Here is a 23,454-nt window from a genome sequence, read left to right as displayed (position 1 = left end):
CCATCCATGTCCATCGGAGTCCTTGACGCCGCGGCCGCTTATGGCCGCGCGGTGAACAGCATCGCGCCCGCCGCCGCCGGTGGCGCATCCGGCGGCGCCGCCGATGTGGCGGGTGCCGCNGCCGGCGCGCCGGGCGGCGGGTTCGGCGGGNTGATCGAGAATCTCGTCACCGAAGCCGCCACGTCGCTGCGCACCGCCGAGGCGGCGAGCGCGCAGCAGGTGGCCGGCAAGGGCGACCTGATCGACGTCGTCACCGCGATCGGCGCGGCCGAGACCGCGCTCGACACCGTGGTCGCGGTGCGCGATCGCGTGGTGAACGCCTATTCCGAAATCATGCGCATGCAGATCTGATCCGGGGCCGGCGCGATGGATGCCTTCCAGGCGATGGAGCTGGCCAAGGCCGGCCTGCTGCTGATGCTGACGATCGCGGGGCCGATGCTGATCGGTTCGCTGATCGTCGGCGTCGCCGTCGGCCTGTTCCAGGCGCTCACCCAGATCCAGGAAATGACGCTTACCTTCGTGCCCAAGATCCTGGTGCTGGGCATCGTCCTCCTTCTTTCCCTGCCGATGATCGGCCGGGCGCTGGCGGGCTTCATGGCCCGCATCGCGGACATCATCGTCGCGGGGTGACGGGCGATGGCGGGGCTCCCCTTCGATGCGGCCGCCTTCCTGATCCTGTTCGCACGGATCGGGGCGGTGCTGATGCTGCTCCCCGCTTTCTCGGAGGATGCGATCCCCGGCCGCGTGCGCCTGCTCTTCGGCCTGGGCTTTACCGCCGGCCTGTTCGGGCTGCTGGGCGGGCAGGTCGCGCCCGCGCTCCGTTCCGACACCGCCTTGCCCGGCATCGTCCTGTCGGAATTGCTGGTCGGCATCGCGATGGGGATGATCGTCCGCATCCTGTTCAACGCCGCATCGATGGCGGGCGCGATCATCAGCCTCCAGGTCGGCCTGTCCTCCGCGCTGGTGATGGACCCGGCGCTCGGCGGGCAGGCGTCCGTGCTTGCCCGCTTCATCGGTATCGCCGCGGCGGTCGTCTGCCTCACCACCGGCGTCCATCACCTGTGGATCGCCGCCATGGTCCAGTCCTACGCGCTGTTCCCGGTCGGCGGCCTGCCGCCGGCGGCCGATTTCGCCCGGCTGGCGGTGGAAACCACGGGCCACGCGATGGGCCTTGCCGTCAGCATGGCGGCGCCGCTGATCGTCTACGGCATATTGTTCAACGTCGCCCTTGGCCTAGCGGTGCGCATGGCGCCGCAGATCCAGGCCTTCTTCATCATGCAGCCGCTCAACATCCTGCTCGGCATGTCGCTGTTCGCGGTGCTGATCGGCGGCATCCTGACGGCGTTCGCCAACGCCATGGCCAATTTCATGCAGAATGGCTGGAGCCTCTGACATGGCGGAGACCGATCAGGACCAGAAGACCGAGGAACCGACCCAGAAGCGGCTGGAGGATGCCCGCAAGAAGGGCGAGGTCGCCAATGCGCCGGAGATGCGGCACGCCACCATGTTCGTGGGCGCGCTCGTCGTCGCCGGCGGGCTGGGCGCCTGGTGCTTCGCGCGGCTGAGCACGATGATGGTGCGGCTGTGGGGCAGCGCCGAGGATTTCCGGATGGAGCCGCGCGGCGCGCAAAATCTGGTCGGCGGAGTGATGGCGGAAACCGCCCTGTCGCTGGCGCCGATCGCCGCCGTGCTGTTCGGCTGCGCGATCCTCACCCTCTTCCTCCAGGGCCGGCCGACGATAAGCTGGTCGCGGGTCCGCCTCAAATGGTCGAAGCTTTCGCCGATGACCGGGCTCAAGCGCATGTTCGGCACGCGCGCGCTGGTGGAATTCGGCAAGACGCTCGCCAAGTTCACCGTCATCGTCCTCGTCGCCGTGCTGGTCGCCTGGCCGCGCGCGGTGGCCTTCGACCAGTTGATCGGCCAGTCGCCCTATGACGTGGGCAAGACGCTGGCGGAGATGATCTACCGCGTGCTCAAGGTCGTCGCGATGATGGTCGTCGGCCTCGCCCTGTTCGATTTCGTCTATCAACGCCGCGCCTATCTGAAGCGGATGCGGATGAGCCTTCAGGAGATCAAGGACGAGATCAAGCAGAGCGACGGCGATCCCAAGATCAAGGCGCGCATCCGCCAGATCCAGATGCAGCGCGCGCGGCGGCGGATGATGCAGGCGGTGCCCACCGCCAGCGTGATCGTCACCAACCCCACCCATTATGCGGTGGCGCTGAAATATGAACATGGCGAGATGGCGGCCCCGATCGTCGTCGCCAAGGGCGTCGATGCGGTGGCGCTGAAGATCCGCGAGATCGCGACCGGCGCCAAGGTGCCGATCGTCGAAAGCCCGCCGCTCGCCCGCGCGCTCTATGCCGCGGTCGAGATCGACCACCCCATTCCCGTGGAACATTATGCCGCCGTGGCGGAGATCATCGGCTACGTGATGCGCCTGGCGAGGCGGGTGGCATGATCCGTCGCAAAATCCCGGCCCGGCCGCCGGTTCGGCCGCCGCTTCATCCTATAAGGATTATGATGCGAAGCTTTACCAGATTTCGGGCCCGTGCCCTGTCGCTGGTCTCGGCCGCCGTGCTGGGCTGCGGCCTCGCTGTCGCGCCGGCTGACGCGGCGACCAGGATCAAGGATATCGTGGACGTCGAGAATGTCCGCTCCAACCAGCTCGTCGGCTACGGCCTCGTCGTCGGCCTGGCCGGCACGGGCGATCGCATCCGCAACGTCCCCTTCACCGAGGAGACGATCCAGGCGATGCTGGAACGGATGGGCGTCAACATCCGTGGCACGACGATGCGCACGGAAAATGTCGCCGCCGTTTCGGTGACGGCGACGATGCCGCCCTTCGCGCGCGCCGGATCGAAGATCGACGTGCAGGTTTCCGCCATGGGCGATGCGACCAGCCTGCAGGGCGGCACGTTGCTCGTATCCTCACTGCGCGCGCTGGATGGGGAAATCTATGCCGTGGCCCAGGGGCCGGTGGCGGTATCCGGCTTCAAGGCGCAAGGGGCCGCCGCGCGTATCACCCGCGGCGTCGCCACCTCCGCGCGGATCGCCGGCGGCGCGATCATCGAGCGGGAGGTGCCCTATGCCCTCAAGTCGGCGACCAGCCTGAAGCTGGCGCTGAAGAACCCCGATTTCACCACCGCGCACCGCATTGCCGACGTCATCAACATGCAGGCGCCCGGCGCGGCCGAGGTGCTCGATCCCGCCACGGTCGAGCTGCGCCAGGGTGCCGGCTATGGCGGCCCGCTGGTCGAACTGATGGCCCGGATCGAAAACCTGCCCGTCGATGTCGACCAGCCCGCGCGCGTCGTCATCAACGAGGCCGCCGGCACGGTGGTGATGGGGGCGGACGTGCGCGTCAGCCCGGTCGCGATCGCCCAGGGCGGGCTGACCATCGCCGTCACCGAAACCCCGATCGCCTCGCAGCCGGAGCCTTTCTCCGGCGGACAGACCACGGTGCTGCCGCGCACCAGCATCGACGTGGACGACGGCGGCGGCCGATCGCTGGCGGTGCTGAACGGCGGCACATCGCTCCATACCCTGGTTTCCGGGCTCAACGCGCTCGGCGTCAGCCCGCGCGACCTCATCACCATCCTCCAGGCGCTGAAGGGGGCGGGTGCCCTCCAGGCCGAAATCGAGGTGCAGTAAGATGGCCGATATCGCCTCCGCCATGCTGCCGCCGGCAGCGACCGCGCAGATGCCGCGCCCCACGCCCGATCCCGCCTCCACGGCGCGCGAGTTCGAGGCCGTGTTCGTCGGCCAGATGACCAAGCTGATGATGGAGATGGTGGACACCGGCGATTTTTCCGGCGGCGCGGGCGAGGAGATGTTCCGCGGCGTGCTTGCCGAGCAAATGGGTAACGAGATCGCGAAGCGCGGCGGCATCGGCCTCGCGCCCGCCGTGCTCGATCAGATCATCCGTATGCAGGGAGGTTCCGGCCATGGCCAATGAAGCGATCGACGTCATGGCGTCGCTCACGCTCATCATGAACGAGGAAACCGATCGGCTCCGCTCGCGCGAGGGCGGCCGCGACCTGGCCGAGCTCGCATCCGCCAAGATCCGCCTCGTCGGCGTGCTGGAAAGCGAGCTTGCCCGCCTCGATCGCGAAAAGCCCGGCTGGGCGCGGGCGCTGGATCAGGACGGGCGCGACCAGCTTGCCGCCGCGCTGATCGCGCTGGGCGAGGCTTCGACCGCGAACGCCGCCATCCTCGAACGCCAGATCGATCTTTCGATCGAGATGATGGGCGCCGTCACCGCCGAGGCCAAGCGCCTCGCCGGCCGCCGCGCCTCCACCTATGGCGCGGCCGGCAACCTCGCCCCGGATTTCACGGCCCCGATCTCGGTCAATTCGGAATTCTGATCGCCCGTCCGCCCCGCGCTGGACGATCGCCGCCCGCGCCCTCTATCAAGCCCGCCTGAGACAGCGGCTGGGGAGGGGACGGTGCACAGGGGATCATGTCTTTGCGGGGCGGTCACCTTCGAGGTCGCGGGCGAGCTGCGCGGCCCGGACGCCTGCCATTGCAGCATGTGCCGCAAGGTTTCCGGCCATTATTGGGCGTCCACCGACATGGCGCTGGCCGATCTGCGGCTGAACGGCGCCGACAAGCTGAGCTGGTATCGATCGTCGGAGAAGGTGGAGCGGGGCTTCTGCTCGGTCTGCGGCTCCGCCCTGTTCTGGAAGCCCGTGTTCAAGGACAGCATCGCGGTGGCGATGGGCGCCTTCGATGCGCCCACGGGCACGCATCTGGAAAAGCACATCTTCGTCGCCGACAAGGGCGATTATTACGAGATAGCGGACGGCCTTCCGCAGCGGCCGCGATAAGCCGGGGAGCCCCCGCTCAGCCCGTGGCGCGGCGGGGATCGATCATCGGATGGCGGGTATCGACCGCCGCCAGCGCCTCGGCCGCCGGGAGCGGGCGGCCGAACAGGAAGCCCTGGCCATAGGCGCAGCCCAGCAGCGAAAGCGTGTCGGCCTGCTCGATCGTCTCCACCCCCTCCGCCGTCACCGGCATGCCGAGGCCGTGGCCGAGATCGACGATAGCGCGCACGATCTTGCCGCCGGCAAAGCTGTCCAGCGTGGCGATGAAGGAGCGGTCGATCTTGATCCGGTCGAACTGCAGCTCGCGCAGATGGTGCAGGCTGGAATAGCCGGTGCCGAAATCGTCCAGCGCCACCTTCACCCCGGCATTGCGCAGCGAAAGGATCGTCGCGCGGGCGGCGGCGATATCCTCCACCAGCGCGCTTTCCGTGATCTCCAGGATCAGCCGCCCCGGCGCGAGGCCGCCGGCGTAGAGCGTCTGCAGCAGGCGGATGGCGAGATCGGGCCGGCGGATCTGCAGGGGGGATATGTTGATCGAAAGCGTCAGGTGCCCCGGCCAGTCGCGCGCGTCGCGGCACGCCTGGCGCAGCAGCGCGAAGCTCAGATCGTTGATGAGGTCGACATCCTCGGCGATCGGGATGAACACGGCGGGATCGATGATCCCCCGGATCGGGTGGCACCAGCGCGCCAGGCTTTCGAAGCCGACGAGATGGCCCGACTGGAGCGAGAGGATCGGCTGGTAGAAGGGCACGACCTCGCCGCGCGCGATGCCGGCGCGCAGATCGCTTTCCAGCCGCACCCGATCGCGCAGGTCGAAATCCATCGCCGGTTCGAAGGTGCGGAAGGTGGCGCCGCCGTCATTCTTGGCGCGGGACAGGGCGACGCCGGCCACGCGCAGCAGATCGTCGGCGCGGCCGTCGATCGCGGCGCTGTCGGCGATACCGATCGATGCGCCCACCTCCACCACGCCGCCCGCCACCGCGATCGGCTCGGCCACCTGGTCCACCATCCGCCGCGCGATCTCGGCGGCGCTGGCGGCATCGCCGGGCATGAGGCAGGCATATTCGTCCCCGCCCAGATGGGCCAGCGCCGCGCCAGATGCCCTGGCCAGCCGTCGCAGCCGTTCCGCCGTCACCCGCAGCACGAGGTCGCCGGCTTCATGGCCGCACACGTCGTTCACCATGCTGAAGCGGTCGAGGTTGACGATCAGCATCGCCACCGGCCCGCCTTCGAGGCGCGCGCGCAGATCATCGAACAGGCGGGCGATGGTGCGGCGGTCGGGAAGGGTGGTGACGGGATCGATCCAGCCGCCGGGGCCGTCGCCATGGGCGGCCGAGCCTGTATCGCGTGGAATGCCTGTGCCGGAAGCCGTGCCGAGGAAGCCGGTGATCCTGTGCAGGGCGCTGCCCAATATATCCTTTGCCCCGCGGCGTGCGCGCATAACAGCGTCCTGAACTCGGCTACTCAGGATCATTATAGGAATGGTTTCGGCCGATCATCGATCGGATGGCCGGATTTCAGGCGTTCGGATTCGGAATTTATCGACCAGGCCGTTGGAATCACGCGTATTTGGCGGCGAGGCGCCGCTTCCGCCTTCGGAATCCCCTTAGCCGGAGATCTCAGTCGAAGATGGCGCCGATCACCGTGGCGACGTCGATCGGATCGAGCGCGTCGATCGCGATCTCGCGATCGGGATGCGCGCTATAGCCGGTCATCCGGCCGTCGCGATCGACGCCCACCGTCAGCAGGCGCAGCCCCTCCGTCTCGCGCACCACGGCGATGCCGCCGGGGGTGGGGAAGCGATCGGGATCGACGATCACCGTCGCCCGTGCCGGCAGGGCCGGCCCCAGCGTGGGCCGGCAGACGCGCAGGCCATAGGCATTGGGTCCGGCCCCGCGCGGCGCCTCCACCATGGTGCCCATGGGGGTGCGCTGGATCAGCCCCTCGCCGATCGGCGCGCCGAAAACCGGCACCAGCCGCACCAGGGCGGTTTCCCCTTCGGCCATGGCCGGCCCCTCGAACGGTGCGCGCTCCTCCGCCAGCATGGCGAAGGCGGGCTGCGTTCCGGCCGGATCGGCGCGGAGCGGCGGCGGCGCCTTGGGCGGGCGCGGGTGCAGCCGGCCGGCGGCGGGATCGAAGGCGGCGCGCAGCTCGGCGACGCGGGCCCGCGTCTTGGCCTTGCGATCCTCGGGATTGGCCACGGCGCGGAGATGCGCGTCCAGCGCGCCGGCCGCATACAGCCCGGTTACCCGCTCGCGTAGCGCGGCCACGTCCGCCACGTCCATCAGGTGGCAGATGCCCGCTACCGTGCCGTCATTCCACCGTCCGATCGGCTTGAAGGCGTTTTCCAGCCGCGAAAGCATCACCGGGGCGATGCCATAATCCTTTTCCAAGGCCGCGATGGTCAGCCCCGCATCCGCCTCGCGCCGATGGCGGATCGCGGCGGCCAGCAGCACGGCGAAATGGTCCTCGGCGGGATCGAAGCTCGCCGGGTCCTGCACGTCCGCCGCCCATTCGGCCATGTCGAAGGCGTCGTCGTCGATGTTGATCAGCAGATCGGCGGGCAGCAGCTTCAGCGCGCCCGCGATGGCGGCAAGCTCGGCCGGCTTGGCGAACACCTCGCCACGCTCGATCTTGGAAAGGCGGATATAGGGAATGTCGGGAAGGCGCTGGGACAGCGCCAGCAGCTTGGCGAGGCCGCGCTTGCGGCGGCAGAGGCGGATATTATTGGGAAACACGATCGACCGATATCGATCGATCTCGATCCCCTCGGCCGGCGCATCCACGGCGGACAATTTCTTCCCCCCCCGAAGCGCGTCGTCCTGTTGCAGGGAAAGGCTCCGTTTCAGATGGAAAGCCATTTTCCGTTCATTTCACGCGAAAGCTCAGTTTTTGTCGCGGCAACGCATGCCCCGGAATCCGCGCGTCGTCAATATTATGGGAAACGAGTCATTAACATAGGAATGCGGCCGCTTTGTCCGGCATTCGGGCCAAATCGCATGGGGGGACGATTCCAACATCCGGTGGTCGGCATGAAAAACCGCCGCCGAATAAGCAGATAAGTCCATTCTGGTCTGATCTACATCTTGAAGATGTTCGATTTTTCCATCAGCATGGGCAGCCCCGACATGGGCCGACATGCGCAGAACATGGCCGGCCGCGCTTTCCGGCGGCCGATCGGACAGTTCAATATAGGATGGATGCGGGCCGCGGCGTGCGTGCGGGGGCCCGTTTCGTCGCGGTCCCGGAAGGGGGCCCGCCGGAACCGGAACCGCGCGGCCTCGCCGTCCGCGCGGTTCCCCGTTCGATCAGGCTTCCGGCGCGGCCTCGCCGCCGGCCTCGGCCCCGGCGTCGGCATCACCGGCGCCGTCCTCGGCCTCAGCCTCGTCCTCTTCGCTTTCCTCGATCTTCGCGGCGGAGACGACATGCTCGTCGTCAGCCACGTTGAACAGGCGCACGCCCGCGCTGCCGCGCCCGATCACGCGCAGCGTATCGAGGCCGAGGCGGATCATCTTCGCCTGATCGGTCACGAGCATCAGCTGCTCGCTGGTCAGCGCCGGGAAGCTCGCCACCACCGGCCCGTTGCGGGCGATATTGTCGATATTGGTGATGCCCTGGCCGCCGCGCCCGGTGCGGCGATATTCATAGGCCGAGCTGAGCTTGCCGTAGCCGTTGGCGCAGACGGTGAGGATGAACTGCTCACGCGCCTGCAACTCGGCGAAGCGCTCGGCCGGCATCTGCGGCGCGCCTTCCTTCTCCGCCTTCCACGGGGCGAAGCGCAGATAATCCTCGCGTTCCTCCTGGCTGGCGCCGGCGCGGTGCAGGATGGAGAGCGAGATCACCTCGTCGCCTTCCTTCAGCGTCATGCCGCGCACGCCGGTGGAGGTGCGGCTCTGGAACTCGCGCACGGCCGTCGCCTCGAAGCGGATGGCCTTGCCCTGGCGGGTCGCCAGCAGCACGTCGTCCTCCTCGGTCAGCAGCGCGACGCCGATCAGGCGATCGTCGCTGCCCTCGTCGAAGCGCATGGCGATCTTGCCGTTCGAGGGCACGTTGGTGAACGCATCCATCGAATTGCGGCGCACCGTGCCCTTGGCGGTGGCGAACATGACGTGCAGGTCCTTCCACACCGCCTCGTCCTCGGGCAGCGGCAGCACGGTGGAGATGGTCTCGCCCGCCGCCAGCGGCAGCAGGTTAACCATCGGCCGGCCGCGCGCCTGGGGGGCGCCCTCGGGCAGCTTCCACACCTTCAGGCGATAGACCTTGCCGTGGTTGGAGAAGAACAGCACCGGCGTGTGGGTGGAGGTGACGAACAGCGCGATAACGGCGTCCTCATCCTTCGTCCCCATGCCGGAACGGCCCTTGCCGCCGCGCTTCTGGGCGCGGAAGGCTTCCAGCGGGGTGCGCTTGATATAGCCGCCCATGGTGACGGTGACGACCATCTCCTCGCGCTCGATCAGGTCCTCGTCGTCGATATCGTCGCCGGCCGGCGCGATCGTCGTCTTGCGCGGGGTGGCGAATTCGGCGGCGATGAGGTCGAGCTCCTCCTCCATCACCTCGTAAAGGCGGGCGCGGTCGCCCAATATGTGCAGCAGCTCGCCGATCGAGGTGGCGAGCTTGGCCAGCTCGTCGCCGATCTCGTCGCGGCCCAGCGCCGTCAGGCGGTGCAGGCGCAGGTCGAGGATGGCGCGCACCTGCGCGTCGGACAGGCGGTAGGTGTCGCCGTCCACCTCATGCTCCACCGCCTCGACCAGCTTGATATAGGCGGCGATCTCCGCCACCGGCCATTCGCGGGCGAGCAGGGCGGCGCGCGCCTCGGCCGGGCTGGAGGAGCCGCGGATGATCCGCACCACCTCGTCCAGGTTGGTGACGGCGATGACGAGGCCGAGCAGGATGTGGGCGCGCTCGCGGGCCTTCAGCAGCTCGAACTTCGAACGCCGCGTGATCACTTCCTCGCGGAACTTGACGAAGGCCTCGATGATGTCGCGCAGGTTCAGCACTTCCGGGCGGCCGCCGCGGATGGCGAGCATGTTGGCCGGGAAGCTGGTCTGCGCCGAGGTGTGCCGCCAGAGCTGGTTCAGCACCACTTCCGGGGTGGCATCGCGCTTCAGCTCGATGACGATGCGCACGCCGAAGCGGTTGGATTCGTCGCGGATGTCCGAAACGCCCTCGATCCGCTTTTCCTTGGCGGCCTCGGCAATGCCTTCCACCAGGGCGCTCTTGCCGGTCTGGTAGGGGATCTCGGTCAGCACGATCGACCGCCGGTCGCCGCGCCCTTCCTCGATCACATGCCGGGATCGCATGATGATCGATCCCTTGCCGTTCAGATAGGCGTTGCGCGCGCCGCCCTTGCCCAGGATCAGGCCGCCGGTCGGGAAGTCCGGGCCCGGGATGATCTCGTGCAGCTCTTCCGAGCTGATCCCGCCATTGTGGATGAACGCCTTGCAGGCCGCGATCACCTCGCCAAGATTGTGGGGCGGGATGTTGGTGGCCATGCCGACGGCGATGCCGCCCGATCCGTTGACCAGCAGGTTGGGGAAGCGCGCCGGCAGGACCTGCGGCTCCTGCAGCGATCCGTCATAATTGGGCTGGAAATCGACGGTGTCCTTGTCGATGTCAGCCAGCAGCGCCATGGCCGGCTTGGCGAGCCGCGCCTCGGTGTAGCGCATGGAAGCCGGCATGTCCGGGTCCATCGACCCGAAATTGCCCTGGCCGTCGACCAGCGGCACCCGCATCGACCAGTCCTGCGCCAGACGGGCGAGCGCCATGTAGATCGCGGCGTCGCCATGCGGGTGATAATTGCCCATCACGTCGCCGACGATCTTGGCCGACTTGCGATAGGGGCGGCCGGGGACGAAACCGCCTTCCTGGCTGGCGAAAAGGATGCGCCGGTGCACCGGCTTCAGGCCGTCGCGCACATCGGGCAGCGCGCGGCTGACGATCACCGACATGGCATAGTCGAGATAGCTCGACTTCATCTCGTCGACGATCGAGACGGGGGAGATGTCGCTGTTTTCGCTGGGCGGCGGGACGCTGGCCAAGATGGTTTCCGTATGTCGTGACAGGGCATTTTCGCGCGCGCAGGCGCGACCTCATGCCCCTAGCCCAACTGGTCGCCGTATGCCAGCCCGGCGCTGTCGAATTCCATGGGAGGCGGGGGCCGGACGACCCCGCCGGATCGCCTTCGTCAGACGGCGGAGATGTAGCGCAGCCGGCCGTCGCGGCGGGGCCGGCGGAAGGCCACCAGCATCAGCGCACCGACCAGAGGCAGCCAGCCCGCGCTGCCGAGGCTGCTCGTGGTGCCCGCCGCCACGATCCGTCCATCCTCGTCGGGTGCCGCCGCCATCGCCGCCAGCCAGCGCTGCCGCGCGGCAGCGGGCGTCAGGGCCGGGTCCCTGCCGTTCGCGCCCGTGGCGGCATCGGGCGCGGGGAGGGGGGCGGGAATGTGCATCGGCGCGGGATCGGCGGCCGATCGGTGCGCCATCGGGCCTTCCATCAGGAGAAGCGCGGCCTGGGCCGAAGGGGCGCCGGCGACGAAGGCGCCCAGCACGATCAGGGCGTCAGCGGGCCGGTATCTGGTCGGGACACAACGCAACATGACGATACTCCGTTGCCTGGCGAGTCCTTGACGCTGCAATGCACCATTTTCGAAGGCGATGGCAATTGCGAAGATGCTAACCGTGGCTCTTACGCGATGATTATTTCACTTTCCCGAAAGGCGTGGCTGATGCTGCGCCGCAGGCGAAGGCGGCGGGCCGGGGCTTCACGCCTCCGCCGCCGTTCCCCGCACGAACAGCCAGCGGTCCGGGGCGGACGCGGCGGCATCGAAGGCATAGCCGTCGCTGTCGAACGCCTTCATCTCCTCCGGCCGGGCCACGCGATGCTCGCACAGCCAGCGCGCCATCATCCCGCGCGCCCGCTTGGCGGCGAAGCTGCTGAAGCGCAGGCCCTTGGGGCCATATTCCTTGAAATCGACCGTGATGATGCGGGCCTTGGGCGGGGCCTGCGATACCACGCCCCAATATTCCTGGCTGGCGAGGTTCAGGATCACTCCGTCGCCCTGCTCGGCCAGGTCCTCGGCGATCGCCTCGCTCACCCGGCTTCCCCAGTGGAGATAGAGGTTGCGCGCCTCGGGCGCCCAGCGCGTTCCCATCTCCAGCCGATAGGGGCGGATCGCGTCCAGCGGGCGGAGCAGTCCGTAAAGGCCGGACAGGATGCGCACATGGTCCTGGGCGAAGGCGATCGCGGCATCGTCCAGGCTCCGCGCCTCGAAGCCCACATAGACGTCGCCGTTGAAGGCGTGGAGCGCCGCGCGCTCCTCGGCCTCGGCGAAGCCGGCGAAGCGGGCGGCGTTCAATTCCGCCAGCTTGTCCGAAATATGCATCAGTTCGCCGAGTCTGGCCGCGCCCAGCCGTGCGGCGGCGGCGGCGAGCGCCCCGGCTTCCTCGGCGAAGCGGGGGCGGGTGGTGGCGTGCGGGGGAAGGGGGCGCCGATAATCGAGCGACTTGGCGGGGGACAGCAGGGCAAGCATCGGCCGCGCCTATCCCAGCAGCGGCGCCGGCAAAAGGGAAAAAGCATTGTGGTGCCGGCCGCTTGCCGCGTCATTAAAGGCGGGTTCAGCGCCGTTCCGGCATGGCCGGGCTTGTGTGGCGAAATCTTGTGCGGCGTGCGGTGGCAGAGTAGGCAGGCCGGCGCACGGGAATCCCCGCTCCCTGAGGAGGCTTGAGAAGATGAGAATGGTTTCGACGATCACGCTGGGCCTCGCGCTCGCGCTGTCCGGCGTGGCGGTTGTGGGCGTCCAGCCCGCGCTGGCGGCGAAGAAGGAAAAGGAACAGGCCGGCAAGCCCCAGCTCACGCCGGCGGTGCGCGAGGCAGTGGCCGCCACCCAGGCCGCGATCGGCCCGGATCGCAACGCGCCCAAGGATATCGCCACCGCCGTCGCCAAGGCGGGCGAGGCCCGTTCCGCCGCGCAGACGCCCGACGACAAATTCTATGCCGGTTCGGTCTCCTACGATGTCGGCCTTGCCCAGAAGGACAAGACGCTCCAGGCCCAGGCGCTCGATCTGATGCTGGAAAGCGGCAAGGTGCCGGCCGCCTCGCTCGGCAATTTCTGGGTTGTCCGCGGCCGCCTCGCCTATGAATCGAAGGACTATGCCCGCGCCGAGCAGGCGTTCGACCAGGCGACCAAGGCGGGCGACAGCTCGACCGAATCCTACGCCCTTCTCGTCGAATCGAAGGACAAGCTGGGCAAGCCGGCCGAGGCGCTGGCCGTGCTGCAGGAAGCGATCAACAAGGCGCAGGCCGCCGGCCAGCCCTTGCCGGAAGCCTATTATCAGCGCGGCGTGGCGATCGGCTACAAGGCGAAGCTCGGCCCGCAGGTGGCGGATATCACCCAGGCGTGGCTGAAGGCCTATCCGAGCCAGGACAATTGGCGTGATTCGCTCATCACCTATCGCGATCTCAACAAGATCGACGCCGATCAGGAGCTTGATCTGATGCGCCTGATGCGCACCGCCAAGGCGCTGAAGGGCGAGAGCGATTATTATACCTATGCCGAGGCGGTCTATCTGAAGTTTCCTGGCGAAGGTAAGGCGGTGATCGACGAAGGCGTCGCCGCCGGCATGCTGAAGCTCACCCCCAACAGCAACATCAAGCTGTTCAGCGACACCGCCAATTCGCGCGTCGCGGCCGACAAGGCCGATCTCGCCGGCGCTGCCGCCTCGGCCGCGAAGGCCGCGAACGGCGTCGCCGCCCGCGCCACCGCCGATTCCTACCTCGGCTATGGCGAATATGCGAAGGCGGCGGAGCTCTACAAGGTCGCCCTTCAGAAGGGCGGCGTGGACGCCAATGTCGTCAACACCCGCCTCGGCATGGCGCTCGCCCGCGCCGGCCAGAAGGAAGAAGCCAAGCAGGTCTTCTCCCAGATCACGGGCCCGCGCCAGGGTCTCGCCAAATATTGGCTGATCTGGATCGACCAGCAGGCCTGATCTGCCGTCGCCCTTGGGCAACGGATAGAAAGGGGGCGGCCGGATCATCCGGTCGCCCCTTTTTCGTGGGCTGGAGGTCGGCGTGGAGCGGAGACGGAACCGGGGCAGCGTGGAGTCCACGGGCGGCAGCGGTCGGTTTCAAGCACTGCGCCGGGCGATCGGCGCGGTCGATTTGTCGGGGTGAGAGGACAATAACCCCATCGTCACCCCGGACCTGTTCCGGGGTCCACCGTCAAGCAGGTGGTGGCGCCTGATCATGCCAAGACTGATTGTCTCGTTCGTTTCCGGTCCCTTTGCCAGCGCCTGCCCTGCTTTTCGCGCGATTGCGGGATACGGGTCGATGCGGCGCAGAAGACAGGGCGCTAGGCCGACATACAGTGCCGTCGAAGCCGCTGGCGAGGATGGAGACGCAATGCTGGCGCTCGATCATCAACGTCGATGTCTGCGGCACGGTGGACCCCGGAACAGGTCCGGCGTGACGATGGAATTTCCGTGCAAGGCTATGCCCGCTTTGCCAGCGTATCCGGGCCGGCAGGAATTCAGTGAGAAGCGCGGAAAAAACGATTGTCAGAAATCCGGGCGCGGCGCTGTCAGGGAAATCGTCATTTCGTTGCCCTCACCCAACCCTCTCCCGCGAAGGCGGGAGAGGGCTCAAGGCCGATGTCCGCAAGGGCCGGGTTTCCCGAGAGAGCTTCCGGCCATAGCCCGCGTCAACGATCATTCGGCGGTTTACCCAACGGCGATCGATGCCGGTCGCCCGGAAATCGCGCCAGCCGTCGTCACTCGGGGTCGACAGGCACCCCCGGCGCGTCCTTGGATGTGCGGATCGTCAGCGACGTCTTAACGCTCGCCACGTTGGGGGCGGGGGTCAGTTGCGATGTCAGGAAGGATTGGAAGGCCTGCAGGTCGTGCGCGACGATCTTCAGGATGAAGTCGATCTCGCCATTCAGCATGTGGCATTCGCGCACCTCGGGCAGCTTGGCCATATGCTCCTCGAAGGCACGCAGATCGTCCTCGGCCTGGCTCTTCAGGCTCACCAGCGCGAACACCATGATGCCATAGCCCAGCGCCGGGGCGTTCAGCCGGGCATGATAGCTTTCGATCACGCCGGCCTGTTCCAGCGCGCGCACGCGGCGCAGGCAGGGCGGGGCGGTCAGCCCGGCCTGGCGGGCAAGGTCGACATTGGTGATACGGCCCTCTTCCTGCAGCGCCGACAGGATGGTGCGGTCGATGGAATCGAGCGGAAACCGCGCAGTCACAGCATATCCTTCCAGATGATGTGTCGCGAACATAAGAATATTTCGCGGCCGTGCAATTGTCCCACTATGCGACGACGCATAAAATCGTCTTTCCCGGATGCGCGCGGGGCGGTAACGGGGGAGATCGCAACAAGGGGCCAGCCCGGCCTGTTCAGGGAAGGCGATCAGGGGTGCGCTTCGACGACAAGCTCGCGACGGTATTGGCGNGGCCGGTGGCCGATGCCGGCGCGCGCACGGCCGCGTGGCGACAGATCGTCGATATCCTCGCGCAGGATCGCGACGCCACGATCGATCCCGATCTCCGCCGCGCCGCCATCGCCTTGCTCCGCCGCATCCGCGCCGATGTGCCGCAGGCGGTGCGGGCCGAAAGCGTGGCCGCCATCGCCAGCCGCCGGGTCAGCCCCGTCCTGCTCGCCTTCATCGCGGAGGAGCCGGCGGCCGTATGCGCGGGGCTGCTTTCCACGGCGGAGCTTGGCGAGGAGGAATGGCTGGGCCTGCTTCCCGCCCTTTCGCCACTGGCGCGCGGCCTGCTCCGCCATCGCCGCGATCTCACCCATGGCGTCCGCATCGCGCTCGACAGCTTCGGCCCCGCCGATTTCGCGCTGGGCGCGGATCGGGCGGCCCAGCCGGCGCCCGCATCGCCCGCGATGGAGGTGATGCTGGCCGAGGATGCCGCGCTGGCCGGCCCGGCGCCGTTCGCGCAAATCCCCGCCGCCACCATCGCCCCGCTGCCCGCCGACGCCCCGGATGGCGATACCCAGATCCGCGACCTCCTTGATCGCATCGCCGCCTATCGCGACCGGGCCGAGATAACGCCGCCCGCCACGCCTGCCGCCGGCGAACGGATCGAGGATTTCCGCTTCGAAACCGGCCCCGACGGCATGATCCGCTGGGTGGAGGGGGCCGATCGCGGCCCGCTGGTCGGCATCGTCATCGCGGTCGCCGCCGAACAATATGGCCATGGCGTCGATGGCCATGCCGCGGGCGCTTTCCGCCGCCGCGCCTCGTTCCGCGACGCGCGGCTCAGCGTGCCGGGCGAGGGGCCGGTATCGGGCGAATGGCGGATTTCGGCCGTGCCCTTCTTCGATCATCATGACGGCCGCTTCACCGGCTATCGCGGCACCGCGCGCCGCCCCCGCGCGGACGAGATCGCGGCCCAGCCCGCCTTCGCCGCCGGCCTCTACGGCTCCGGCCTGGCGCCCGATGCGCTGCGCCAGCTCGTCCACGAACTGCGCACGCCGCTCAACGCCATCGTCGGCTTCGCCGAGATGATCGAGCGGCAGATGCTCGGCCCGGCGGGCACGGATTACCGCGATCGCGCCGGCGACATCCTCGATCAGGGGCGCCGCCTGCTGGCGGCCGTGGACGATCTCGACATGGCCGCCCGGCTGGAATCGCGCCGCGTGCAGAATGCCGCCAGCGCGGTGGATGCCGCGATGCTGATCGAACGGCTGCACGACGATTATGAGGCGGTGGCCCGTCCGCGCGGCGTGACGCTCGCCTTCCGCATCGCCCAGTCGCTGCCGGCGGTGGATGCCGATCCGGTCACGGTGGAACGCATGTTTGCGCGGCTGCTCGCGGCCACGATCGGCCTGGCCGAACGCGGCGAGACGATCTTCGCCACCTTGCGTTGCGAAGGCGGCCAGCTTCGCCTCTCGGTCTCCCGCCCGTGCCTGCTGGACGGGCGGGACGAACATGCCCTGCTCGATCCCGGCTACAGCCCCGACGGCGACTGGCCGGATGCGCCGGTGCTGGGCCTCGGCTTCGCGCTCCGCCTGATCCGCAACCTCGCCGTCTCGGCGCGCGGCGGCCTCGATATCCGCGCCGACAGCTTCGACCTGCGCCTGCCGGTGCGGGAAGGCGAGCGCCGCTCGGGCCAGGGGCAGGGCTGAACGAGAGGCCGGCGGCACGGCGCCGAACGCGCTTGCCAGCCGCTATCCGCCTCCGCTATCCGGGCATCGTTGGTCGGGGCCTGTAGCTCAATGGTTAGAGCTGGCCGCTCATAACGGCTAGGTTGCGGGTTCGAGTCCTGCCGGGCCCACCAACGCCCAGATATTTCATTTATTATCAATATGTTATCGGTCGGCGACGCGATCGGTGCGACGAGGATGACGCTGGGCTTCCAAGGGTGGAGACGCCGGGGCGCCGAGATCGGGAAAGGGCGACCGCTTCGAACCGGGCGCGGTTCGAGGCGGTCGCCCGAGGGATCAGGACGGGCGCGCGCGTTCAGGCGCGCTGGGAATCGAGCGTTTCATGCTCGGTCGCGACCTGCTGCGCCTTGGCGTAGCTTTCGATGAGCAACTGATAGGGCGGGAATATCTTCGTATAGACCTCGGCCCATTTCCGGGCATCATCGCGGTGCCATGTCTTCTGGATTTCCGACGCGACGGCGGCGGTGTCCATCGGCACGACGCCGGCCTGGACGACGCGGGCGAGCGTGATTTCCTGCGCCATCTTCGAATAGGTGCCGGATGCATCGACCACCGCGAACACCTTGTAGCCGTCCTGCACCGCGCTGATCGAGGGAAAGGCCATGCACACGCTGGTGATCGTGCCCGCGATGATCAGCGTCCCCGGCCGGTCGCCTTCACCGCCGCGACGAAATCGGGATTGTCCCAGGCGTTGATCTCGCCCTTGCGCGGGACATATTGGGCGTGCGGGGCGTTGGCGTGGATTTCCGGAATCAGCGGGCCGTTCGGACCCTGCGGCACCGAGGCGGTGGTGATCACGGGCATGTTGGCGAGCGTCGCGATCGAGGCGAGCGCCCCTGCGCGCGAGCGCAGCTCGGGCATGGGCATGTCGCCGACCGTCTGGAACAGGCCGCTTTGGTGGTCGATCAGCAGCATCACCGCATCGTCGGGGTCGATCACGGGGCGCTGGCCGTTGAAGTTGGCGGGGGTCGTCATGGTCATTCTCCGTAAGGGGACCGGCGGGGCGGCGGCCGCCGCGCCGGCGGAACGGCGGGATCAATCGGCCTTGTCGTATGAGAACTGGATTCCGGCGGTGCCGCCGGTCTCGATGAACAGGTTCATGAAGGCGGGAACCGTCTCGCTGCGGTTCCAGTCGCGCTGCAGCTCGCAGAAGAGCTGGGGCACGGAGATCATCTTGCCGCCCGCCTGCTCGATCCGTCGCAATGCAGCGTCATGGGCGGCCGGCGAGGTTCCGCCCACCGCATCGACCGGGACATAGACCTCATAGCCTTCCCTGAGCGCATCCAGCGCGGGAAAGGTCAGGCATGCCTCGGTCCACAGCGCGGTCATTATCAGCTTCTTGCGGCCGGTCGCTTCCACGGCCCTGCGGAATTCGACATCTTCCCAGCTGTTGATGCTGGTGCGGTCGTAAGTGGGATAATCGCCCAATATCTTGCGAATCTGCGGAACCGGCGGCTGGTTGAGGCCGGTTGCGACGTTTACCGTCGAATGGACCACCGGCAGGCCATAGGCGACCGCCGCCCTGGCACAGCCGGCGATATTGTTGAGCAGCAGTTGCCGGTCCATCGAGGCGATCGAGTTCACCTGCACCGGTTGATAGTCGATGATGATGAAGGCGGAATTCTGCGGGGTGAGCAGATGATCGGCCTGCGGGTCACGGATGGCTTCGCTTGTCACGGCTTTCTCCTGTTTCAGGGGCGCGCCGGGTTCGGCGGTTTGGGTTGCCGTCGCGGCGGGGCGCACCGGTCCGCCGTCGATTGGGGAAGGGGGAGACCCGGCTCCCCGGGGGGTGGGGAAGGGAGCCGGGTCGGCGTCAGGCCGCGACGGCCGCGAACCTGCCGCTGTTGAAATCCTCGATGGCCTGGCGGATCTCCGCCTCGCTGTTCATCACGAAGGGGCCGTAGCCGACGATGGGTTCGTCGATCGGCTCGCCGGTCAGGACGAGGATCGTCGCGTCGCCGTCGGCGTGGATCCCGATCGATCCGCCCTCGCGGCTCAGCAGGACCATCTCGGCCTCCCGCGCGCCCTCGCTGCCGCCCACGGTTACATGGCCGGCGAGCACCACGAGCATCGCGGTATGACCTTCGGGCAGGTCGAGCGTCAGATCGGCATCGCGATTCAGCCGCACGTCCCAGACGTTGATCGGGGTGAAGGTGCGCGCGGGCCCTTTCGCGCCGAGCATCTCGCCCGCGATCACCCGGGCGATGCCGGCGCCATCGGGCAGTTCGACGGCCGGGATGTCCGCCGCGGTGATGCCCTGATATCCGCCGGGCGCCATCTTGTCCTTCGCGGGCAGGTTGACCCAGAGCTGGACCATGCGGAACGGGCCGCCCGTCTTGCCGAAGGCCGGGGAATGATATTCCTCGTGCAATATGCCGCCCGCCGCGGTCATCCACTGGACGTCACCGGGGCCGATGATGCCGCCGTTGCCGGCCGAATCCCTGTGCTCGACCTCGCCGTCATAGACGATCGTCACCGTTTCGAACCCGCGATGCGGATGCTGGCCGACGCCGCGCCGATCGGTCGTCGGCGCGAAATTATGCGGCCCGGCATAATCGAGCAGCAGGAAGGGGCTCACCCGGCCGCCGAGGCTGTTGTAGGAAAAGGGCGAGCGGACCGGAAAGCCATCGCCGACCCAATGCTGGTTGGGATTGCTGTAGGTGCCGAGGATCTTCTTCATCACGCATCTCCCGCGCCTTCCGACAAGGAAGGCGGCTGTTGGAATGCACAATAATGATGCACCAATATGGCCGGAAGATTGCCATAATGGACTCAACGTCCTAAAAATAGGACAATGCAGGACCTCAACGACCTTTATCTGTTTGTCCAGGCAGTCGATCATGGCGGCTTCGCATCGGCGGCGCGCGCGCTGGGCCTGCAGAAATCCAAGATCAGCCGCCGCATCGGCCTGCTGGAGGAGCGGCTTGGCGTCCGGCTGATCCAGCGCTCGACCCGGCGTTTCTCCGTGACCGAAATCGGCCAGGAATATTACCGTCACTGCGTCGCCATGCTCGTGGAGGCGGAAGCGGCGCAGACCGTTGTCGACCAGTCGCGCGCCGCGCCGCGCGGGGTGATCCGCCTGAGCTGCCCCTCCGGCCTCATCGCCTTCCAGTTCGGTGCGCTGTTCGGCCGCTTCATGGCGCTCTACCCCGATGTCGAGCTTCACGTCGAAAGCACCAACCGGCGGGTCGACGTGATCGGCGAGGGCTTCGATCTGGCGATCCGCGTCCGTCCGCCGCCATTGGCCAGGAGCGATCTGGTCATGCGCCGGTTCGACGAGCGCACGATCCGCATCGTCGCCAGCCCCGGCCTGCTGAAAGGCCGCGCCATCACCGTTCCCGCCGACCTGTCCGAATTGCCGAGCCTCGATTTCGGCCCGGCAGCCCGCGACCATCGCTGGCGGCTGACCCATGCCGACGGCAGCGTCGCTGACGTGCGCCATGCGCCACGGCTGGTCACGGACGATATGGCGGCGCTGCGCGATGCCGCGCTGGCCGGGGCCGGGGCGGTGCGCCTGCCGACGCTTGTTGTGTGGGACGATCTGCAAAGCGGACGGCTGGTGACGGTGCTGCCCGAATGGCGGCCCGCCAACGAGATCGTCCACGCGGTATTCCCGTCGCGGCGCGGCCTGCTGCCCTCGGTGCGTGCCCTGCTCGACTTCCTTGCCGCCGAATGCGCCGTCCAGCGCCAGCGCGTTCCGGAATCCGGCTATGAATGATCGGCTATCGGGGCCTGCCCGGATCGGCGCTGGATCGCGGCGGTCGTCGTCGATTCAGCCGGGGAAGATGCCGGTGGGCAGGCCGCGTGTGCCGCAGTCGATCTCGTAGAGCGCGCCGTCATGCTCGGTCGGGGCGAGGCCGGTCGCGGCTGTCGTCACGAACATGCGGTCGAGGCCGGCGCCGGCGAAGGTGATGTTGGTGACCTGGCGTGCCGGCAGCGTCACCGTGCGCACCTGTTCGCCATCGGGCGAGAAGCGGCTGATCCGTCCGCCGCCCCAGTGGGCGACCCAGATATGCCCGTCCGCATCGACGGTCATGCCGTCCGGATAGCCGTCCGCCTCGGTGAAATGGACGAAGGGCCGGCGATCGGCGATCGCGCCGTCCGCATCCAGGGCGAAGCGGTAGATGACGCGCCGCGCCGTATCCGAATGATAGAGCCAGCGGCCGCAATGCGAGAAAGCGGGGCCGTTGGGCACGCGATAGCCTTCGTCCATCCGTGTCCAGCGGCGATCGGGATCGAGGCGGTAGAGCGATCCCATATCCTGCGCCTCGGCCATGTCCATCGTGCCGCACCAGATGCGGCCCTGGGCATCGGCCTTGCCGTCGTTCATCCGGTTGCCGGGCAGATGCGGCTCCGGATCGGCGATCGGGCGGATCGCGACGGGATCGAGGTCGATCTCGGCGAAGCCGCTCCGGAAACCGCCGATGAAGCCGCCGCCGGCGCGCTCCACCACCCAGCCCAGCGGCTCGGGCATCGGCCAGCGGCGGATCTCGCTTGTATCCAGCGCCAGCCGGTTGAGCGTAGGCGCGAGGATATCCACCCAATAGACGGCATTGTCCCGCGCCGACCACAAGGTGCCTTCGCCCAGTTCGTCGCGCACGTCGCGCCCGATGATCGTCCATTCCGCCATGGCGGCTCCGCCCCTTGCGCGTCGGCTCAGTGATTGTCGCGCGGCAGGCCCTGGGTCTGGGCGATGCGCTGATATTTCTCCGCCCCTTCCAGGATCGCGCCGGTATCCATCTGGCCGACGATCTTGCGCTGTATCTCCTGCCACGGCGTCTGCGAGGCGGGATAGGCATAGCCGCCCGCCGCTTCCAGCGCCTTGCGGCGATCGGCCAGCTCCGCGTCGGATATCAGCACGTCCACCCGGCCCCTGCGCAGGTCGAGGCGCACCCTGTCCCCCGTCCTGAGCAGGGCCAGGCCGCCATTGGCCGCGGCCTCCGGGCTGGCGTTGAGGATGGAGGGGCTGCCGCTGGTGCCGGATTGCCGGCCGTCGCCGATGCACGGCAGCGCGCTGACGCCTTCGGTGATGAGGTAGGCGGGCGGGCGCATGTTCACCACCTCCGCCGCGCCCGGATAGCCGATCGGCCCCGCGCCGCGCATGAACAGCAGCGTCTGCGGCGTGATGCCGAGCGACGGATCGTCGATGCGGTGGTGATAATCCTCCGGCCCGTCGAACACGACCGCCGGCCCTTCGAACGCATCGGGATCGTCCGGGTTGGAGAGGTAGCGGTCGCGGAATTCGGGGCTGATCACGCTCGTCTTCATGATCGCGGCGTCGAACAGGTTGCCGGTAAGCACGAGGAAGCCGGCTTCCTCCTTCAGCGGCTGATGGAAGGGGCGGATGACGCGTTCGTCCTCGATCGTCGCGTCGCGGCAATTATCGCCAATCGTCCGGCCGTTCACCGTCATCGCGGCTTCGCGGATCAGCCCCTGGCCCATCAGCTGGGCGACCACCGCCGGCACGCCGCCCGCGCGATAATAATCCTCGCCCAGATATTCGCCGGCGGGCTGGAGGTTGACGAGCAGCGGCACCTTATGCCCTTCCGTCTCCCAATCCTTCAGCGGCAGGTCCACGCCGATATGGCGGGCGATCGCGGCGAGGTGGATCGGCGCGTTGGTTGATCCGCCGATCGCGGAATTGACGACGATGGCGTTGTGGAAGGCGTCCAGGGTCAGGATGTCGGAGGGCTTCAGGTCCTCGGCCACCATCTCGACGATGCGCTTGCCGGTCAGATACGCCACTTCCTGCCGGTCGCGATAGGGCGCCGGGATGGCCGCCGATCCGGGCAGCATCATGCCCAGCGCCTCGGCCAGGCTGTTCATCGTCGTCGCGGTGCCCATGGTGTTGCAATAGCCGGTCGATGGCGCGGACGAGGCGACGAGCTTGATGAAGCCGGCATTGTCGATTTGGCCGGCGGCCAGCATCTGCCGCGCCTTCCACACGATCGTGCCCGAACCCGTCCGTTCGCCCTTGTGCCAGCCGTTCAGCATCGGGCCGACCGAAAGCGCGATGGCGGGGATGTTCACCGTCGCTGCCGCCATCAGGCAGGCGGGCGTCGTCTTGTCGCAACCGGTGGTCAGCACCACGCCATCGATCGGATATCCGTAGATCGCCTCGACCAGGCCCAGATAGGCGAGGTTGCGATCGAGCCCCGCCGTCGGCCGCTTGCCGGTTTCCTGGATCGGGTGGACCGGGAATTCCAGGGCGATGCCGCCAGCTTCGCGAATGCCCTCGCGGATGCGTTCGGCCAGCACCAGATGATGGCGGTTGCAGGGGGAAAGATCGCTGCCCGTCTGGGCGATGCCGATGATCGGCTTGCCCGAGCGCAATTCCTCCAGGCTGAGGCCGAAGTTCAGATACCGCTCCAGATAGAGGGCGGTCATGTCGATATTGTCGGGGTTGTCGAACCAGGCGCGCGAACGGAGCTTGGGCGGTGCGGTGTCGGTCATC

Annotated in this window: 23 protein-coding genes and 1 tRNA gene; 12 read left to right on the top strand and 12 right to left on the bottom strand. The window is 67.9% G+C overall.

Going from position 1 to position 23,454, the window contains the following annotated elements; translation table 11 throughout:
• The first annotated feature begins 6 nt into the window (after positions 1-6).
• The 8 genes from BHE75_RS17055 to BHE75_RS17020 all read left to right on the top strand — a co-directional run bounded on the left by BHE75_RS17055 (position 7) and on the right by BHE75_RS17020 (position 4,829).
• The gene (locus tag BHE75_RS17055; RefSeq protein WP_070934572.1) at positions 7-351 is read left to right on the top strand and encodes a flagellar hook-basal body complex protein FliE; all 345 of its coding nucleotides are present in this window, start codon (positions 7-9) and stop codon (positions 349-351) included.
• A 15-nt stretch (positions 352-366) separates the two neighbouring features.
• Entirely contained in the window at positions 367-630 is a 264-nt protein-coding gene (locus BHE75_RS17050) for a flagellar biosynthetic protein FliQ (protein ID WP_015458056.1), read from the top strand.
• 6 nt (positions 631-636) lie between these two features.
• Positions 637-1,392, top strand: a complete 756-nt coding sequence (fliR, locus tag BHE75_RS17045) for a flagellar biosynthetic protein FliR (RefSeq protein WP_015458055.1) — start codon at positions 637-639, stop codon at positions 1,390-1,392.
• A gap of 1 nt (position 1,393) precedes the next feature.
• Positions 1,394-2,461 (top strand): flagellar biosynthesis protein FlhB, encoded by a 1,068-nt coding sequence (gene flhB / locus BHE75_RS17040; protein WP_015458054.1) that lies wholly within the window; start codon positions 1,394-1,396, stop codon positions 2,459-2,461.
• Between the two features lie 62 nt (positions 2,462-2,523).
• Positions 2,524-3,654, top strand: coding sequence for a flagellar basal body P-ring protein FlgI (locus BHE75_RS17035; RefSeq protein ID WP_015458053.1), 1,131 nt, complete (start codon positions 2,524-2,526; stop codon positions 3,652-3,654).
• A 1-nt stretch (position 3,655) separates the two neighbouring features.
• Positions 3,656-3,958 (top strand): rod-binding protein, encoded by a 303-nt coding sequence (locus tag BHE75_RS17030; protein WP_015458052.1) that lies wholly within the window; start codon positions 3,656-3,658, stop codon positions 3,956-3,958.
• Positions 3,948-4,367: a hypothetical protein gene (locus BHE75_RS17025; protein WP_015458051.1), complete on the top strand. Its 420-nt coding sequence runs from the start codon at positions 3,948-3,950 to the stop codon at positions 4,365-4,367. The genes BHE75_RS17030 and BHE75_RS17025 overlap by 11 nt, the downstream gene beginning before the upstream one ends.
• 81 nt (positions 4,368-4,448) lie before the next feature.
• Entirely contained in the window at positions 4,449-4,829 is a 381-nt protein-coding gene (locus tag BHE75_RS17020; protein ID WP_070934571.1) for a GFA family protein, read from the top strand.
• Between the two features lie 16 nt (positions 4,830-4,845).
• On the opposite strand, the gene BHE75_RS17015 is transcribed toward BHE75_RS17020, so the two are convergent.
• From BHE75_RS17015 to yaaA, 5 genes are all read right to left on the bottom strand, one after another.
• Positions 4,846-6,267: a putative bifunctional diguanylate cyclase/phosphodiesterase gene (locus BHE75_RS17015; RefSeq protein WP_084653271.1), complete on the bottom strand. Its 1,422-nt coding sequence runs from the start codon at positions 6,265-6,267 to the stop codon at positions 4,846-4,848.
• Positions 6,268-6,445: 178 nt separating this feature from the next.
• Entirely contained in the window at positions 6,446-7,687 is a 1,242-nt protein-coding gene (locus BHE75_RS17010) for a helix-turn-helix domain-containing protein (RefSeq protein ID WP_070934570.1), read from the bottom strand.
• Between the two features lie 447 nt (positions 7,688-8,134).
• A complete protein-coding gene (gene gyrA / locus BHE75_RS17000) occupies positions 8,135-10,864 on the bottom strand; it encodes a DNA gyrase subunit A (protein WP_070934568.1) in 2,730 nt (909 codons plus the stop codon).
• Positions 10,865-11,010: 146 nt separating this feature from the next.
• A complete protein-coding gene (locus tag BHE75_RS16995; protein WP_139181753.1) occupies positions 11,011-11,421 on the bottom strand; it encodes a hypothetical protein in 411 nt (136 codons plus the stop codon).
• A 165-nt stretch (positions 11,422-11,586) separates the two neighbouring features.
• The gene (gene yaaA / locus BHE75_RS16990) at positions 11,587-12,354 is read right to left on the bottom strand and encodes a peroxide stress protein YaaA (protein WP_015458043.1); all 768 of its coding nucleotides are present in this window, start codon (positions 12,352-12,354) and stop codon (positions 11,587-11,589) included.
• Positions 12,355-12,553: 199 nt separating this feature from the next.
• Between yaaA and BHE75_RS16985 the strand changes: the two genes are divergently transcribed.
• Positions 12,554-13,810, top strand: coding sequence for a hypothetical protein (locus BHE75_RS16985; protein ID WP_041864830.1), 1,257 nt, complete (start codon positions 12,554-12,556; stop codon positions 13,808-13,810).
• A gap of 779 nt (positions 13,811-14,589) precedes the next feature.
• Here BHE75_RS16985 and BHE75_RS16980 read toward each other — a convergent pair.
• Complete coding sequence (locus tag BHE75_RS16980; protein WP_015458041.1) at positions 14,590-15,102, bottom strand: Lrp/AsnC family transcriptional regulator; 513 nt, start codon at positions 15,100-15,102, stop codon at positions 14,590-14,592.
• 614 nt (positions 15,103-15,716) lie between these two features.
• Between BHE75_RS16980 and BHE75_RS16975 the strand changes: the two genes are divergently transcribed.
• A complete protein-coding gene (locus tag BHE75_RS16975) occupies positions 15,717-16,961 on the top strand; it encodes a sensor histidine kinase (protein WP_438830630.1) in 1,245 nt (414 codons plus the stop codon).
• Between the two features lie 76 nt (positions 16,962-17,037).
• Positions 17,038-17,113: transfer RNA gene (locus BHE75_RS16970), tRNA-Ile, on the top strand.
• Positions 17,114-17,295: 182 nt separating this feature from the next.
• Here BHE75_RS16970 and BHE75_RS25060 read toward each other — a convergent pair.
• From BHE75_RS25060 to BHE75_RS16955, 4 genes are all read right to left on the bottom strand, one after another.
• Positions 17,296-17,604 (bottom strand): hypothetical protein, encoded by a 309-nt coding sequence (locus BHE75_RS25060; RefSeq protein WP_254684479.1) that lies wholly within the window; start codon positions 17,602-17,604, stop codon positions 17,296-17,298.
• A 29-nt stretch (positions 17,605-17,633) separates the two neighbouring features.
• On the bottom strand, positions 17,634-17,975 hold the full coding sequence (locus tag BHE75_RS25055; protein WP_254684478.1) for a hypothetical protein: 342 nt from the start codon (positions 17,973-17,975) through the stop codon (positions 17,634-17,636).
• 60 nt (positions 17,976-18,035) lie between these two features.
• A complete protein-coding gene (locus BHE75_RS16960; protein ID WP_070936023.1) occupies positions 18,036-18,677 on the bottom strand; it encodes a hydrolase in 642 nt (213 codons plus the stop codon).
• A 136-nt stretch (positions 18,678-18,813) separates the two neighbouring features.
• Positions 18,814-19,680 carry a pirin family protein gene (locus BHE75_RS16955; RefSeq protein WP_191225215.1) on the bottom strand — a complete coding sequence of 289 codons (867 nt, stop codon included), beginning with the start codon at positions 19,678-19,680 and terminating at the stop codon, positions 18,814-18,816.
• Between the two features lie 114 nt (positions 19,681-19,794).
• Here BHE75_RS16955 and BHE75_RS16950 point away from each other — a divergent pair, with 114 nt between their 5' ends.
• A complete protein-coding gene (locus BHE75_RS16950) occupies positions 19,795-20,718 on the top strand; it encodes a LysR substrate-binding domain-containing protein (protein ID WP_070934564.1) in 924 nt (307 codons plus the stop codon).
• A 54-nt stretch (positions 20,719-20,772) separates the two neighbouring features.
• Here BHE75_RS16950 and BHE75_RS16945 read toward each other — a convergent pair whose 3' ends face one another.
• Together BHE75_RS16945 and BHE75_RS16940 are read right to left on the bottom strand one after the other, a co-directional pair.
• Positions 20,773-21,630 carry an SMP-30/gluconolactonase/LRE family protein gene (locus tag BHE75_RS16945; protein ID WP_070934563.1) on the bottom strand — a complete coding sequence of 286 codons (858 nt, stop codon included), beginning with the start codon at positions 21,628-21,630 and terminating at the stop codon, positions 20,773-20,775.
• 26 nt (positions 21,631-21,656) lie between these two features.
• Entirely contained in the window at positions 21,657-23,453 is a 1,797-nt protein-coding gene (locus BHE75_RS16940) for an IlvD/Edd family dehydratase (protein ID WP_070934562.1), read from the bottom strand.
• Position 23,454: the final 1 nt, after the last annotated feature.

It is taken from the genome of Edaphosphingomonas haloaromaticamans, assembly GCF_001853345.1.
GTDB lineage: Bacteria > Pseudomonadota > Alphaproteobacteria > Sphingomonadales > Sphingomonadaceae > Sphingomonas_E > Sphingomonas_E fennica.
This window is presented reverse-complemented; position numbering and strand designations above follow the sequence as displayed.